This is a genomic window from Desulfovibrio simplex (genome assembly GCF_055387835.1).
Window position 1 is genome coordinate 990,126 of sequence record NZ_AP042377.1, and the last position, 15,846, is coordinate 1,005,971.

Annotated in this window: 13 protein-coding genes; 8 read left to right on the plus strand and 5 right to left on the minus strand. The window is 58.0% G+C overall.

Features of this window, described 5'->3' with window-relative positions:
* Positions 1-16: 16 nt before the first annotated feature.
* Together argH and ACZ5DH_RS04100 are read right to left on the minus strand one after the other, a co-directional pair.
* Positions 17-1,417, minus strand: coding sequence for an argininosuccinate lyase (gene argH / locus ACZ5DH_RS04095; protein ID WP_464255873.1), 1,401 nt, complete (start codon positions 1,415-1,417; stop codon positions 17-19).
* A 343-nt stretch (positions 1,418-1,760) separates the two neighbouring features.
* Positions 1,761-2,966 (minus strand): argininosuccinate synthase, encoded by a 1,206-nt coding sequence (locus ACZ5DH_RS04100; protein WP_464255874.1) that lies wholly within the window; start codon positions 2,964-2,966, stop codon positions 1,761-1,763.
* A 208-nt stretch (positions 2,967-3,174) separates the two neighbouring features.
* Here ACZ5DH_RS04100 and carB point away from each other — a divergent pair, with 208 nt between their 5' ends.
* From carB to ACZ5DH_RS04125, 5 genes are all read left to right on the plus strand, one after another.
* Entirely contained in the window at positions 3,175-6,417 is a 3,243-nt protein-coding gene (carB, locus tag ACZ5DH_RS04105) for a carbamoyl-phosphate synthase large subunit (protein WP_464255875.1), read from the plus strand.
* Positions 6,418-6,420: 3 nt separating this feature from the next.
* Positions 6,421-7,551 carry a glutamine-hydrolyzing carbamoyl-phosphate synthase small subunit gene (carA, locus tag ACZ5DH_RS04110; RefSeq protein ID WP_464255876.1) on the plus strand — a complete coding sequence of 377 codons (1,131 nt, stop codon included), beginning with the start codon at positions 6,421-6,423 and terminating at the stop codon, positions 7,549-7,551.
* A gap of 145 nt (positions 7,552-7,696) precedes the next feature.
* A complete protein-coding gene (locus ACZ5DH_RS04115) occupies positions 7,697-8,131 on the plus strand; it encodes a hypothetical protein (RefSeq protein ID WP_464255877.1) in 435 nt (144 codons plus the stop codon).
* A gap of 47 nt (positions 8,132-8,178) precedes the next feature.
* Positions 8,179-8,421, plus strand: coding sequence for a cell envelope biogenesis protein OmpA (locus ACZ5DH_RS04120; RefSeq protein WP_464255878.1), 243 nt, complete (start codon positions 8,179-8,181; stop codon positions 8,419-8,421).
* Between the two features lie 272 nt (positions 8,422-8,693).
* A complete protein-coding gene (locus tag ACZ5DH_RS04125; protein WP_464255879.1) occupies positions 8,694-9,476 on the plus strand; it encodes a 4Fe-4S binding protein in 783 nt (260 codons plus the stop codon).
* Between the two features lie 301 nt (positions 9,477-9,777).
* Here ACZ5DH_RS04125 and ACZ5DH_RS04130 read toward each other — a convergent pair whose 3' ends face one another.
* The 3 genes from ACZ5DH_RS04130 to pyk form a co-directional block, all read right to left on the minus strand.
* Positions 9,778-10,782 carry an Ldh family oxidoreductase gene (locus tag ACZ5DH_RS04130; RefSeq protein WP_464255880.1) on the minus strand — a complete coding sequence of 335 codons (1,005 nt, stop codon included), beginning with the start codon at positions 10,780-10,782 and terminating at the stop codon, positions 9,778-9,780.
* Positions 10,783-11,218: 436 nt separating this feature from the next.
* Complete coding sequence (locus ACZ5DH_RS04135; protein ID WP_464255881.1) at positions 11,219-12,262, minus strand: HD-GYP domain-containing protein; 1,044 nt, start codon at positions 12,260-12,262, stop codon at positions 11,219-11,221.
* Positions 12,263-12,265: 3 nt separating this feature from the next.
* The gene (gene pyk / locus ACZ5DH_RS04140; protein WP_464255882.1) at positions 12,266-13,684 is read right to left on the minus strand and encodes a pyruvate kinase; all 1,419 of its coding nucleotides are present in this window, start codon (positions 13,682-13,684) and stop codon (positions 12,266-12,268) included.
* Between the two features lie 413 nt (positions 13,685-14,097).
* On the opposite strand from pyk, the gene ACZ5DH_RS04145 reads away from it, so the two are divergent.
* The 3 genes from ACZ5DH_RS04145 to ACZ5DH_RS04155 are packed head-to-tail and all read left to right on the plus strand — an operon-like array spanning position 14,098 to position 15,834.
* Positions 14,098-14,544: a division/cell wall cluster transcriptional repressor MraZ gene (locus tag ACZ5DH_RS04145; RefSeq protein ID WP_464255883.1), complete on the plus strand. Its 447-nt coding sequence runs from the start codon at positions 14,098-14,100 to the stop codon at positions 14,542-14,544.
* Positions 14,545-14,551: 7 nt separating this feature from the next.
* A complete protein-coding gene (gene rsmH, locus ACZ5DH_RS04150) occupies positions 14,552-15,535 on the plus strand; it encodes a 16S rRNA (cytosine(1402)-N(4))-methyltransferase RsmH (RefSeq protein WP_464255884.1) in 984 nt (327 codons plus the stop codon).
* Entirely contained in the window at positions 15,532-15,834 is a 303-nt protein-coding gene (locus tag ACZ5DH_RS04155) for a hypothetical protein (protein ID WP_464255885.1), read from the plus strand. Before rsmH ends, ACZ5DH_RS04155 begins: the two co-directional genes overlap by 4 nt.
* Positions 15,835-15,846: the final 12 nt, after the last annotated feature.

The following is a 15,846-nucleotide window of genomic DNA, read 5'->3' on the forward strand; positions in this document are numbered from 1 at the left end:
GGCGGTCTGTCCCGATTTATCTGGCCTTGCCGTCCATACCGGCAAGCCATGTCCTGAGTTGGGCCACCTGCGCGGCAACGGACTGCGGGCCTGTGCCGCCGGGAGTTTCGCGCCGACGAACGGCGGCCGCATAGTCCAGTATGGCGTACACGTCGTTCTCAATGCGAGGCTCAAGCGCCTGCATTTCAGCCAGAGTGAGGTCTTCAAGGCCTTTGCCCTGGCTTTCGGCCGCTGCCACGCACTGCCCGGTGATGTGGTGGGCCTCGCGGAAGGGCAGGCCCTTGCCCACCAGATAGTCGGCCAGTTCTGTGGCGTTAAGGAAGCCGGCCCTGCAGGCTTCTCGCATGCGGTCCGTGCGAAACGTCAGTTCTTCCATCATGCCCGCCATAAGGCGCAGCGAGGCTTCAACCGTGTTGTCGGCGTCAAGAAAGCCTTCCTTGTCTTCCTGCATGTCGCGGTTATAGGCCAGGGGCAGGCCTTTCATGATGGTGAGCAGGCCCATGAGCGAGCCATAGACGCGCCCTGTCTTGCCGCGCATGAGTTCGGCCACGTCGGGGTTCTTTTTTTGCGGCATGATGGATGAGCCGGTGGCGTAGCTGTCGGGCAGGCGCACAAAGCCAAAGGCCGGGTTGGCCCACAGGATGATTTCTTCACACAGGCGCGAGAGGTGCATCATAATGGCGGACCCGCAGAAAAGCGCTTCCAGCACGAAATCCCTGTCAGAAACCGCGTCCATAGAATTGTTGTAGATGCCGGAAAACCCCACATCCTCCGCCACGCTGTGCGGATCAAGAGGATAGGTTGTGCCCGCCAGGGCAGCCGCGCCCAGAGGGGATATGCGAACCCGGCCAAGGCAGTCGTTCAGGCGCATGGCATCACGCCTGAACATCCATGCGTAGGCCAGCAGGTAGTGCGCAAGACTTACGGGTTGTGCGGGTTGCAGGTGGGTGCAGCCGGGCAGGATGTCGGCGGTGTGCTCCGTGGCGCGCTGCACCAGCACGGCGCACAGGCCAGCGGCGCGCTGGCGCCATGTCTCGAGCCTGTCCGCCACAAAAAGGCGAAAGCTTAATCCGACCTGATCATTACGGCTGCGGCCAGTGTGCAGTTTTTTACCCACGTTGCCCATAATTTCTGTGAGGCGCGCCTCAATGTTCATGTGCACGTCTTCCAGTTCCGGTTTCCAGATAAAGTTGCCGGAGTGGATTTCTTCGCGCACGCGGTCAAGCCCTTCAACCAGCAACTGGGCTTCATCGGGCGGAATAATGCCCTGATGGCCCAGCATGCGCGCATGGGCTTGCGAGGCGCGGATATCCTGGGCATACAGGGCCCTGTCGTAAGATTGAGAGTCCGTATACTGGGCCACGGCTTCTTTGGGACCTTCGGCAAAACGCCCGCCCCAGCTCTGGTTGGTTTTCATGGCAGTGTCCATTGCTTTTTAAAGTAATGATTCGGGGGCAGGGGCGCTTCATAAAAACGCCTCTGCCCCCGAAATTCCAGTACGCTTGAGCGGTACAGGGTGGAGCCGCGCTCCACTGCGGGAGGCTTTGCCGGACAGGCTGATCCTGGGACCGCCGCCTGCCCGGCGGAGGCTTTTGCAGGCCGGCCGGGGGCTGGAGCATTGTACCTTTGAAAAAGGTTGCATGCTCTAACGCTGCACGCGAGTGCAGCGCGCCGCAACGTGGCGTGGATTCAGTCGAAAAATCACATTGTTCGGCTGAATGACACCTTTTAAATGTGAAGCGTTGCAAAGGTAAACTGGTCTAGTCCTTCAGCTTGCTTTTAACGGCCGCGTGCAGGCGCAGGCGCAGGCTGTTAAGGCGGATGAAGCCCGCTGCATCCTTGTGGTCATAGTCGCCGCCCTCAAAGGTGGCCAGGTCTTCGGAAAAGAGCGAGTTGGGAGAAGTGCGGGCCAGGGGCCAGACGCCGCCCTTGTACAGTTTGGCGCGCACAGTGCCGGTGACGGTTTCCTGCGATTTGTCCATAAAGGCCTGCATGGCTTCGCGTTCGGGCGAGTACCAGAAGCCGTTGTACACGCACTGGGCGTAGCGCACGGCCAGCATGTCGCGGATGCCGAGCAGTTCGCGGTCAAGGCAGATGCCCTCAAGGTCGCGGTGCAGTTTATAGAGCAGGGTGCCAGCGGGATTTTCATACACGCCGCGGCACTTCATGCCGACAAAGCGGTTTTCCACCATGTCATCGCGGCCAATGCCGTTGCGTCCGGCGATTTCGGCCAGGGTGCTGATGATGGTGGCGGGCGAAAGGGCCTTGCCGTTGATGGCAACGGGGTTGCCGCGCTCAAAGTCCACGCTGACGATTTCCGGCGTGTCCGGGGCGAGTTCCACAGGCACGCAACGCTCGTGGCAGGATTCGTGCGGTTCGCTGCCGGGATCTTCAAGTTCGCTGCCTTCAAAGCTTGTGTGCAGCATGTTGGCGTCCATGCTGTAGCGCTTTGCGGCGCTGGAAATGGGAATGCCGTGCTTTTCTGCAAAAGCGGTGAGCGCCGTGCGGGACATGAGTTCCCATTCGCGCCAGGGCGCGATGACCTTGATCTCGGGCGCCAGAGCGGCGGCGGCGAGTTCAAAGCGCACCTGGTCGTTGCCCTTGCCGGTGGCGCCGTGCGAAATGGCGTCAGCGCCTTCCTTACGGGCGATATCCACCAGGGCCTTGGCAATGAGGGGCCGGGCGATGGACGTGCCGAGCAGGTAGCGGCCTTCGTAGATGGCCGCGCCGCGCATCATTGGAAATACGAAGTCTTTGGCCATTTCTTCGCGCAGATCAAGCACATAGGCCTTGGAAGCGCCGGTTTTGAGCGCTTTTTCTTCAACCCCCGAAAGGTCTTCAGGCTGACCGAGGTTGGCGGTGACGGCGATGACCTCACACTTGTACGTCTCGATAAGCCATTTCAGGATGACGGATGTATCAAGCCCGCCGGAGTAGGCGAGAACGACTTTTTTGATGTCTTGCATTATCAATGCCCCCTTGTGTATTCAGGACAAGAAGTATTGCGTAAATCTGGATGGTGCGCAAGGGGTTAGTGGCGCGCGCCCCTGTTTGCCCGGTCAGAGAAAATGTTGACCTTACCCTGAAGTGCATGTATTATTCTTTAGTTTGAGCAAACGGTGGCCCTCAGAGCCGCCCCTTTCGTACCGATCTCCAAAGCCGCAGGAATGTCCAATGCCTAAGCGTACGGATTTACACAAGATTCTTGTCATTGGCGCGGGACCCATCATCATAGGCCAGGGCTGCGAGTTTGACTACTCCGGTTCACAGGCCGTCAAAGCCCTCAAAGAAGAAGGCTACGAAGTGGTGCTGGTCAACTCCAATCCCGCCACCATCATGACCGATCCACAACTGGCGGACGCCACGTATGTGGAACCCATCGAACTAGACACCCTGACTGCCATTATCCGTAAAGAACGCCCGGATGCGCTGTTGCCGACTCTTGGCGGGCAGACGGCATTGAACGCCGCTCTTGGGCTTGCCAAGGGCGGCGTTTTGGCGGAATACGGTGTTGAACTCATAGGCGCACGGGCCGAGGTTATTGAAAAAGCCGAAAGCCGCGAGCTTTTCCGTGAGGCCATGGAACGCATCGGCCTCAAGATGCCCGCCAGCGGCATTGCCCGCAACCTTGATGAAGTGCGCCAGCTTGGCAACGTGCTGCCCTTTCCGCTGATTGTGCGCCCGGCCTTTACCCTGGGGGGTACGGGCGGCGGCGTGGCCTACAATCTTGCCGACCTTGAAGAGGTGGCAAGCAACGGTCTGGCCGCGAGCCCCACTACCGAAGTCATGATAGAGCAGAGTGTGCTCGGCTGGAAAGAAATTGAAATGGAAGTGATGCGTGACACCAAGGATAACTGCGTCATCATCTGTTCCATTGAAAACCTTGATCCCATGGGCGTGCACACGGGCGACTCCATAACCGTGGCCCCGGTGCAGACGCTTTCGGATTCCGAATACCAGCTGATTCGTGATTACTCCATTGCCATCATGCGTGAAATCGGCGTTGAAACCGGCGGCAGTAACGTGCAGTTCGGCATCAATCCCGCCAATGGCGAAGTTGTGGTCATTGAAATGAATCCGCGCGTGTCGCGATCTTCAGCGCTGGCCTCCAAGGCGACGGGTTTTCCCATTGCAAAGATTGCGGCCAAGCTGGCGGTCGGCTACACGCTGGACGAACTGCGCAACGACATCACGCGCGAGACCGTGGCCAGCTTTGAGCCTGCCATCGACTATTGCGTGGTGAAAATTCCGCGCTTTACCTTTGAAAAGTTCCCCGGAGCCAGGGACGAGCTGACCACCTCCATGAAGAGCGTGGGCGAAGCCATGAGCATTGGCCGCACCTTCAAGGAAGCCCTGCAAAAGGGTTTGCGGTCAATGGAAATCGGGGCCACGGGCCTTGGTTTCAACTTCAATGCCGAACTGCCCGCCCGCGAGGACATCCTTGAATCTCTGCAACGGCCCAATTCGCGCCGCATTTTTGCGCTGCGGCAGGCCTTGCTCGCAGGCATCACTGAAGAAGAAATCTTTGCCGTTTCCGCCATTGATCCCTGGTTTGTGCGCCAGTTGCAGGATATTGTGGAAATGGAGCAGCGCATCCGCAACTTTGGCATGGCCAATGACATGACCGCCAGCAACGCAGACCTGGCGGTAATTTTGCGCGAAGCCAAGGAATACGGCTTTTCCGACAGGCAGCTCGCCGAGATGTGGAAGCGCCCCGAAGCGGACATTCGCCGTCTGCGCAAGGAAATGGACATCCAGCCCACATATTATCTTGTGGATACCTGCGCTGGCGAGTTCGAGGCCTATACCCCCTATTTTTACTCGACCTACGAAAAAGGCGACGAACTCAAGCTGGAAAACCGCCGCAAGGTGCTTATTCTTGGCGGGGGCCCCAACCGCATCGGTCAGGGAATCGAGTTTGACTACTGCTGCTGCCACGCCTCCTTCGCCCTGCGTGATGCCGGGGTCATGGCCATCATGGCCAACTCCAACCCCGAAACTGTCTCCACGGACTACGACACTTCGGACCGGCTTTACTTCGAACCGCTGACCTTCGAAGACGTCATGAACATTGTGGAAAAAGAAAAGCCTGAAGGCGTCATCGTGCAGTTCGGCGGGCAGACGCCGCTGAATCTGGCCGTGCCCCTCATGCGCGCCGGAGTGCCGATTCTCGGAACCAGCCCCGACGCCATTGACCGCGCCGAAGACCGTGAGCGCTTCCAGGCGCTCATCCAGAAGCTGGGCCTGCTGCAACCGCCCAACGGCACGGCCATGAGCCTTGAAGACGCTCTGGAAGTGGCCGAGCGCATCACTTATCCCGTGGTTGTGCGGCCGAGCTACGTGCTTGGCGGACGCGCCATGGCCGTGGTGTATGACGCCGCGGAACTGACGGCGTATTTTCATGCCCAGGTGCCCGAAAAGCCGGAGCACCCCATCCTTGTGGACAAATTCCTCGAACATGCGGTGGAAGTGGACGTGGACGCCCTGTCTGACGGCAAGGACGTGTATGTGGCAGGCATTATGGAGCACATCGAAGAAGCTGGCATCCACTCCGGCGACTCGGCCTGCGTGCTGCCTTCCTATTCACTGTCCTACGACCATGTGGCCCTTATCGCTTCCCAGGCCGAGGCGTTGGCCCGCGAGCTCAAGGTTGTGGGCCTCATGAATATCCAGTTCGCCATCAAGGGTGACGATCTTTATATCCTTGAAGTCAATCCGCGCGCCTCGCGCACTGCGCCCTTCGTGTCCAAGGCCACGGGAGTTCCCCTGCCGTATCTGGCCACCCAGGTCATGCTGGGCAAGACCCTGGACGAGCTGGACCCCTGGAGCATGCGCAAGGGCGGCTTTACCTGCGTGAAGGAAGCGGTCATGCCCTTCCAGCGTTTCCCCGGGGTGGACGTGATACTCGGCCCTGAAATGCACTCCACCGGCGAAGTAATGGGCATGGGCTCCAGCTTCGGCGAAGCCTTCCTTAAAAGCCAGCTCGGCGCGGGCCAGGTGCTGCCCCAGGGGGGCAAGCTTTTTCTCTCGGTCAATGACCGCGACAAGCCTTTCCTGCCAGAAGTGGCGGAAAAATTTGCCAATATGGGCTTTGACCTGCTGGCCACCAAGGGCACTGCGGCCATATTGCGCGAGCACGGACTCAAGGTTGAGGAAGTGCGCAAGGTTTACGAAGGTCGTCCCAACATTGTGGACCTGCTTATCAATCACGAGGTAGCCCTGGTCGTGAACACGGCTTCAGGCAAACATACGGCCAAGGACTCCAAGGCCATCCGCCAGGCGGCCCTGAACTACAAGGTGCCGTATTGCACCACCATTGCCGCGGCCCGCGCCACTGCCACGGCCATCGGTTCGCGGCGGGACGAAATTCATGTGGAAAGTTTGCAGGAATACTATGCGCGGGACGCGCAGGGGTAAGCTATGAAAGCATTACTGGTGCTGGAAGATGGATTTACGCTGGAAGGCAAGTCCTTTACCGGCGAATTTGAAACCGGCGGTGAGGTTATTTTCACCACCGGCATGACCGGATATCAGGAGGTTCTTACAGATCCCTCCTATTACGGGCAGATGGTCTGCATGACCTACCCCCTCATCGGCAACTACGGCACCAGCCGTGAAGATATGGAATCCGCGGGCGTGCATTGCTCGGCCCTGCTGGTCAAGGAGTGCTGCAAAAAGCCCTCCAACTGGCGTTCCACCATGTCTCTGCCTGCCTTCCTGAAGCGCTACGAAACACCTGGCATGGAAGGGCTTGATACCCGTGCCCTGACCCTGCACCTGCGCATCAACGGGGCCATGCGCGGCATCATTTCCACCAAGGAAATGGACCCGCGCGTGCTTCAGGAACGTGCCAGGGCTCTGCCCCCCATGAAGGGGCGCAACCTTGTGCCCTTTGTGGCGGCCCAGAAACCCTATGCCTGGTATGATAACGCTGTGCAGGATGCCCCCTTGGCCGAAGACGGCAGCTATGCCTGGCGTGGAACGGGGCTGCCCCTGCTGGTTTACGACTTTGGCATCAAGTGGAATATCTTGCGCCGCCTGTGTGAAGCGGGCTTTGAACCCCTGGCTGTGCCGCCCGGTTTCAGCGCGGCTCAGGCCAGGGCCAGCGGCGCCAGGGGAGCGTTTTTGTCCAACGGCCCCGGCGACCCCGCCACGCTTACCAATGAGATAGCCTTGGTGCGGGAGCTTATCAGGATGTTCCCGGTTACGGGCATCTGCCTTGGCCACCAGCTTATCGGGCACGCGCTCGGCGGCGCCACCGACAAGCTCAAGTTCGGTCATCACGGCTGCAACCACCCGGTCAAGGACCTGACCACGGGCCGTATCGAAATTTCTTCGCAAAACCACGGATTCCACGTGGTTCTTGACGGAGTGGAGGATGTGGAAGCTACCCATATCAACCTTAACGACAATACCCTCGAGGGGTTGCGCCACAAAACGCTGCCTGTCATGAGCCTGCAGTATCACCCTGAAGCAGCCGCAGGACCGCACGACGGTGAATATCTGTTCAACCGGTTCAGGCAGGTCATCGGCGAGTCCGTTGGATCCTGATAAAGCGGAAAAGACTTGATATGGGAGTCTTCTTGTGGCTAGACTAGGAGCAAGCACTGATAGCGATTAGCGCTTTGGGTCAAATGGTATGAGTGTTCCTCCGGCGGTTAGTCCCGCCTGTTCCGTAAACAGCAAGGAGCTTCGAGTGAAAAAGTCAGTTTTGAGCCTTGGGCTGGTTCTGGCTCTGGTTCTGGCCTGCGCATCGGTCCATGCGGCTGAGACGGCCGCCGCCAGCGCTGTGCCTCATAATAATCCCGTGGAGCAGCTTACAGGCGTTGTATGGCAAAAAACGACTGAGTCCGATAAGGCTGCTTTTCTGCTTGGGGTGGAATCGGCCATTACAGTGGAATACTTCGTTAACAGCAAGATAACAGAAAAGGCTGCCAAAACGGGCAAAAAGCCGACCAGCACCCTGTCACCCTTTGAAAAGGGCTGGATGAAGGCATTTAACAACGTCAACCGCGTTGAAATCGTCAAGCAGGTGGATGGCTGGTATGCTGCCAACCCCGACAAGCTTGACCGTCCGGTTATGAGTGTTATCTGGTATGAACTGATTGCCCCGCGTCTTGCCGCGAAATAGGGCCAATGCCTTTTGAAGCGATGACAGGACTTTTCAGGAGAATTGCCATGAAGAAAGTTTTAATTATAGGTCTGCTGGCCGCCATGCTCGTCAGTGGCGTTGGCTGCACCAATATGAACAAGACCCAGCAGGGTGTTGCCAGCGGCGCGGCTCTTGGCGCTCTTGGCGGTGCCGGTATTGCCGCCATTTCCGGCGGCGCGGCCGGTTGGGGCGCTCTTGCCGGCGCTGGCGTAGGCGCTCTGGCTGGCGGTATTGTGGGTCATGAACAGAGCAAGGGCAACAGCTGGTAACAGTAGCGTCCTGAGCTTTTCGCAACACTTTAAAAGGGCCGGATAGTATATTCCGGCCCTTTTGCCTTGGACGGTCCAGAGCAGACTGCCACTGTGAACAAATCCTCGCCTTGGAGAATGCATATCCAAGGCTGAAGACGCCCGCTCCGGCGTGTACCGGTGCAAGACGCTGCGCCTGGGCTTCGCGGCGGGCGTCTGCTCACGCAGTCGCCGGAGCAATCTGAGCATGAATTGTTCCCTATTCGCTGTCATGCAACCCAAGAGAGGCACACATGAGCGGTATACTGCACGCTGTTTTTTTCAGTCCCACGCACAGCAGCAAAACCCTTTCTCTAGCCATGGCGTGGCCCTTGGCGCAAGCGCTTGGCAAGGAGCTTTGCGAGCATGACCTGACGTATCCGCCAGGGCGCGCAAAAAAATTGCGCTGTGGGCCGGATGATGTGTTGCTTCTGGCTTTTCCGGTGTATGCCGGGCGTGTGCCCCGGCTGCTTGGCGGTTTTTTGTCAGCACTTGACGGCGGGGGAGCGCGGGCCGCGGTTGTGGCCGTGTACGGCAACCGCCACTACGACGACGCCCTGCTGGAAGCTGTAGATACGCTGCAGAAACACAACTGTGATGTTGTCGCGGCGTCGGCCTTTGTCGCGGAACACAGCCTGACGCCAGTCATTGGCGCGGGCAGACCCGATGCGCGGGATATGGAACTTGCCGGGGAATTCGTCCGTCATACGGCCCAGGCCATACTTTCAGGCCATGCCGGGCCGGTGGCCGTTCCGGGCAACCACCCGTACAAGGAACTGCCCCCTGCCGTGGACATCCGCCCGAAAACTTCAGAGGCATGTACCCAATGCATGCTCTGCGCAAGCCAGTGCCCTGTGCAGGTCATCAGTGAAGACGATGCCACCGTTGTGGCTCAGGGCTGCATACGTTGCTGCGCCTGCGTGAAAGCATGCCCGGAGCAGGCCAAGTTTTTCGACCAGGAGCCCGTGTTGAAGATCGTCGCCATGCTGGAAGAAAAATGCAGGGACAGAAGAGAACCGGAAATTTTTACGGTGTAGCCCAGGCCACCGAAATGCTTTGTGGGGGAGGGACCCTTTTGCAATAGGGTCTCCTCCCCCCCTAAAATTCTTATCGTATTTTACTGTAGTACAAAGAGTTTTCGAAAGGAAGCGGGGTTCCTGAAACAGGATCTTTCAGGCAGCGATGCCATCGCAAGGTTTATCTGCTTTGGATCAGAGTAACTTTGAAATGATTCACATTTCAAAGTCGTCATTCTGCCAAAAATGCGATTTTCGACAGAATGACCGCTGTGTTGCGGCGCGCTTGCGCTCGCCGGGGCGGTTTCGCTTTGTCATTGCGTTATTCTTTGCAGAGCCCGTAAAGCTGTTCAAGCAGTGGGTCTGGCAAATCAAGCGTTTGTTTTGCCCGCGCGGTGGCCTCCAGTGCCAGTCGCCTGTCGCCGGGCAGACGCACGCCTTCCTGCCCGGTGATAACGCGCAGCAGAGTGTCAATGCGGTCAGTAAAGCCGTCTCCCGCCGTGGCCACAGGGTCCATTATCAAAAAGCTTTGCCCGATGCGCGGCGAAGGCCCTTCGGGCGCAAACAGCGAACTTGCCTCGACCGCCAGAGCCGCGCCCGGCAAAACGGCGGCCATAATCTCCACCATCAGCGCCAGTGCGTACCCCTTGGGGCCGCCAAACGGCAACAATGTTCCAGCAAAGGCCTTGGTTGCATCACATGTGGGCCTGCCCTCCGCATCCACAGCCACGCCTTCCGGAAGGCGTTCTCCTTTTTCGGCTGCCTGCAAAATCTTGCCGCGCGCCATGACCCCCATGGATATGTCAATGACCAGGGGCGGCGCGTTTTTTCTGGGGCATCCCATGGCCATGGGATTGGTGCCAAAAGTGGCCTTGCTGCCCCCATAAGGAGCGAGCGCGGCGGGGCTGTTGGCAAATGCCATGGCCAGAAGCCCCTGTTCCGCAAAATCAGCGACAGGAAGGCCCAGTACGCCCGCGTGATGCGAATTCTTTATCGCCAGCAGCGCCACGCCGTTTTCTCTGGCCGCCAGGGCCGCAACGGGCAGGCTGTCGGCCATGGCCCGAAAGGCAAAGCCACACCGGGCGTCTGTGAGAATTGTGCCTGGTCGCGGGCGCGATATCTGCGGCTTTGCAAAACCGTCTATCTTGCCCACGGCTGCCTGAGCCGCATAATAAGGAACCCGTGAAAAGCCGTGAGAGGGAATTCCTTGCACCTCCGCGCGGAGTAGGGCGTCAATGGTCACGGCAGCGTTCTCAGGGCTGACCTTGTGCCTCATGAGGGCACGCTGGCCAAGGTCGCGTGCGTCATCCAATGAAATTGAACCCATATTTCCACCTGTAAAAGTTGGGTTGTTGTCGCCATGCCGGGGGAAAGCATCACTGCCCCATATGCATCAGAACAAATCACCTTTGGGATATGCCTTCCCAAAGGTCACGGCACGCCCGCTTTGTCGCTTACCGGTGCAGATAAACTGCGCTTGCGTCTTGACGGCGGGCGTCTGCTCGTGGAGCCGTCAGAGCAATTTCAACGTGAAACTGCTGTTAAGCCAAGAAAGCAGTTATCAGTTTATGCACTGAACGGAAAGCCGTAAGTCTCGGCCCGGCAACAGTACTCAGGCGCAGAGATATGAAAGACCGCGCCATGCGGCGCGGTCTTCAGTCATGCTACACGTAAATACAACACGAGTTTTAGGGGGACGTGGGGGAGGAGACGCTTTTGCAAAAAAGGCCCTCCACCACAAAACCTTTCAAAGATAAAATACTCTAAAGCCGGGCGTCCACGACCTGATCCATATCCACCATTTGGCCAATATTACCAGAAGCAAAACCCGAGAGGAGCAGGTTTGAAAACTCCCCGTCATATCGGGCATCGCCAGCCAGATCTCTAGCGGCGGCAAGAGGTTCTTTGGCTTCGCTGTAGGGCCTGTGACCGATCATGGCCGAAAAGGAGTCCGCAAGGGCCGTGATACGTCCCACACGGCTGATCTGGTTCCCCTTCAGATGCTGGGGATATCCGGAGCCGTCCATGCGTTCATGGTGTTCATAGCAGGCCCGCACCAGCTCTTCAAAACTGACATCCATTTTGTGCATGAGTTTGATGCCCACAAGCGGGTGGGGCAAAATTTTTTCCCGCTCTTCGGGCTTGAGCGGCCCGGGTTTGTTGAGCAAAAAGGCTGGAACCTTGCTCATACCCACGTCATGCAGCAAAAGGGCGAGCGCCATGCGGTCAAGGTCTTTGCGTCTGTATTCTCCGCCAACCTGCATCCACAGCCAGAGGCCGACGCTCATGGTGTTTATGGCATGGCGGGCAGGCTGATGCTTGCGAAACAGCCGCCGCATGAACGTGTTTATACGGTGCCTGTCTGTCCACAGGTACTCCGTGATTACCATGACGTCACGGTACAGAAGCTCAAAAAGCGACTTTATGGGCTGGCTGTCGAATTCGGTATAGCGAAGAAACAGCGCACGGATGCAGATATCAGCGATTTCGGCTTCTTTGAGATTCTTGTCCTGCAAAACAAGGTCGAGCTGTTTGACGATGTGGCGCGAATAGATGTGGTGGTCTGAGCGAGCCACAAAAAGATCGCCCTTGTCACAAAGACGGGCCACCTCCTCAACCTGTTCATTGGTCAGGCGCGTTTCTTTTTTGCAATAGGGCGCCAGCACCATGATGTCTTCACGGAAGCTGAAAAGGTCCACAGGTGGGCGGTATTTGGGAAAACTCGAAAGAATTTCGCCACTTATCTGGTAATACTCCTCATTGATATTCTGGGGAACCTCTTTTGCAATCCGTGCGCTTTCGGCCATGGTCTACTTCCAGTAGATTTTGACGAGGTTGGTACCCCTTGGGGTGGAGGAGGAGCCCTTGACCTGACCGGCGGTGATGACAATGCAGTCGTCCGGTTCAAAATCATCGCTGTTATGGATGAAATGTTCGGCCCGGATAAGGTGGCTCTCTTCATCCTGCGGCCGGGCCACAAAGGCTGGCTTGACGCCCCAGACAAAGTTCAGGGCCTTGACGGTCACCGGGTCGGGGGTAAGGGCGTAAATCTGCTGCGGAGGACGCCTGGCAGAGACCTGACGGGCCGAGCTGCCGGAAAGACTGTGGGAAACAATGGCCTTGGCCTTGGCCTTGTCTGCCAGCAGGCAGGCAGAGTATGCCAGAAACTCGGGAATTCCCTTGTCGGCATCAGGTTCTTCAAGCCTGTGGTTGATCAAAAGCAGCTTTTCGGCCTCGTCGGTTATGCGCCGCATGTAGCACACTGTTTCGACAGGAAAATTCCCCATGGCCGTTTCTTCCGAGAGCATCACGCAGTCGGCTCCATCCAGCACGGCGTTGGCCACGTCAGTGGTTTCAGCGCGGGTGGGGGCGGGGCTGTTCACCATGGAAAGCAGCATTTGCGTGGCCACGATAACGGGCTTGGATGCCTTGTTGCAGGCGCTGATGATGCGTTTTTGCAGGGCGGGCAGCAGGGGCAGCGGGCATTCAACGCCAAGGTCGCCACGCGCGACCATGACCACATCCGTTTCAGCCAGAATTTCGGCCAGGTTATCCACAGCGCTCTGGCGTTCCAGCTTGACCACAACGGGCAGCTTCAGCCCGGCGGCGGCTATGAGCTCCTTGGCTTCGCGCACATCGTCAGCCGTCTGTACATACGAAATGGCTACCGCGTCCACGCCGAGCTTGAGGCCGTCCGCAAGGTCTTTTTTGTCCTTGTCGGTCAGGGCGCGTACCTTGGTGGCTTTGCCGGGCAGGGCCAGGCCCTTGCGAGACGTGACGATGCCCGCGTTGTCGGCTTCAAGCAGCACGAGGCCGTCGGGGCGACGCTCCTGCACGATAAATTGAAGGCCGCCGTCGGCCAGCACAAGGCGGTCGCCGGGGTCGAGGCTTTCCAGAATGACCTGATGGTCAAAGGGCAGGTAGGGCATTTCATCGGTGCGGCTCGCGCTTGGGCCCAGCAGAAGGCGCATGCCCTTGTCCACATCAATTGTTCCTTCAGGCACTGTTCCTAGGCGGATTTTCGGGCCGGAAAGGTCCTGCATGATGGTGATGGGACGCCCGAGGGTACGCTCCACCTCACGTATATTTTGTATGATGGTGACGAAATCCGCTGCCGAACCGTGTGAAAAGTTGAGGCGAAAAACACTGACGCCAGCTTCAGCCAGCTCATGCAACTTTTCTTTGCTGTTTGAAGCGGGGCCTATGGTTGCGACAATTTTTGTTCTCATGGTGTGTCCTTGCTTTAGATGCCAGAAGAGGCTGGTTCGGCGCATGGGCGCAGAATGAAGAATAGTAAAAAACCAGCACCATAAATCATCCTGATTTTACCACATATTGTCAAGATATCCGGTCTTCCGCACAAATGGCGTGCACAATGGGGCTCCTGCCCGCGCGCGGTGCAGGGAAGATTGTTCTTCAAAAAATCGTCTTTTGGGTTCGCCGCATCCATTTCGCGTGGGAAAAACCACTTTTTACCACTGAAGCCGCTGGGTTGAAAAAGCTTTTTTTCTACCTCCAATAATCCCCAAAACTGGCTCCAGACATAAATAACACACTTTTTACCCAGTTAGCTTGACACCCCCATTGCCTTGGGGCATAAGTGGGAAAAAGTGGTAATTGTAAGTAATAAAGTGGTAAAAAAGTGTCAAAGATCTTCACAAAAAGTCTCTCCCGCAGCCTCGACCCCAAGGGTCGTCTTATGCTGCCGCCGGAATACCGGGACGGGCTTTACGCTGAAGGGGGCACGGGCGCTTTCTGGCTTACCGCTTACTATGGCCGTCTTGTGGCCTATCTGCCTGAAGACTGGGAAAAAATCACTGAACAGCTGAGCCGTATTCCCATGCCTTCTCCCCGTCTTTCGCACTTTAAAACCAAGGTCATTGGTCTCGCGCAGGAAATGCTGCCCGACGCCCAAGGCCGGGTGCGCATTCCGCAATCCCTCATGCGTGAAGCAGGCCTTCAGAAGGACGTCATGCTGGTGGGTATGCTCAATAAATTTGAAGTTTGGGATCAGACCCGCTTTGACGCCCTGGAGCTTGAAGACGTCTCTGACGAGCTTGCAGCCAGTGGTGTGACAATCAGCCTCTAGGTTTATCATGATGCAGACCATGCACGATAATGCGGAACAGGCACGCCATGTTCCTGTCCTGCCTGTGGAAACGCTGGCCGCGCTTGAGCCGCGCGCCGGGGGGCGCTATCTGGACGGCACCCTGGGGATGGGCGGACATGCCAGCGCCGTGCTGTCGTCAGCCCCGGATATTGAATTGTGCGGCCTTGACCGCGATGAAGACGCCCTGAATTTTGCGAAGCAGCGTCTGGCCGCCTTTGGTTCACGGGCACATCTGTTCCATTGCCGGTACAGCGACTTTGCCGATGCTCTTGGCGAACTCGGCTGGGGCAAGGTGGACGGGGCCCTGCTGGACATCGGCGTTTCCTCTTTTCAGCTGGATGAAGCCGGACGCGGATTCAGTTTTTATGGCGAGGGGCCGCTGGATATGCGTATGGACCAGGGGTCGGGTCAGCCTTCGGCCTGGCATTGGGTAAACCGCGAAAGTTTCGACAAACTCAAGGACTGCATTGCCACCCTTGGCGAAGAGCCGCAGGCGGGGCGCATAGCCCGCGCCATTGTGGATGCCAGGCAAAAAGATTCCATAGACACCACCGCGCAGTTGGCCGCCCTTGTGGAAAGGGCTTATCCGGCCGCATGGCGGGCCAAGGCCCGCCGCCATCCGGCCACGCGCACGTTTCAGGCTTTGCGTATGGCCGTCAATGACGAGCTTGGCGAACTGCAACGTTTTCTGGATCAGATTTTGGCCTATTTGCCGGTGGGTGGGCGTCTGGCCGTTATTACGTTCCACTCGCTTGAAGACCGCATGGTCAAGCAGGCCATGCGCCATTGGGCAGAAGGCTGCCGCTGCGCGAGGCATATCCCGCGCTGTGTGTGCGGGCACCAGCCTGAAGTGCGCATTCTGCATAAAAAACCCGTGCAGGCCGGGCCGGACGAACTGGCCGTCAATCCTCGCGCCAGCAGCGCCAAACTGCGGGCAGTGGAAAAAATAGCCGAGGCGTCAGGCTCGTGAAGCGGAACGTCTCGGCAAAGCCTGTTGGCGGCAGAGGGTGGCTGCTGTTTCTTGTACTCGGTCTGCTGGCCTGCATGGTCATGGGTCTGGTGCTTGTCTGGAGCAACATTGAGCGTATGGACACCACCTATTTTATCAATATCGCGCAGAACACCATGCGTGAACGCCGCGCGCTGCGCGCCAAGCTTGAAGTTGAACGGGAACGCCTGCTTTCGCCCTATGAGCTGCGCCGCAGGGCAGAAGAGTTTTCCATGCGCGAACCCAAACCCGGCCAGATCCGCCGCATGGAAGCGCAGTAGCCTCCTAAGCCG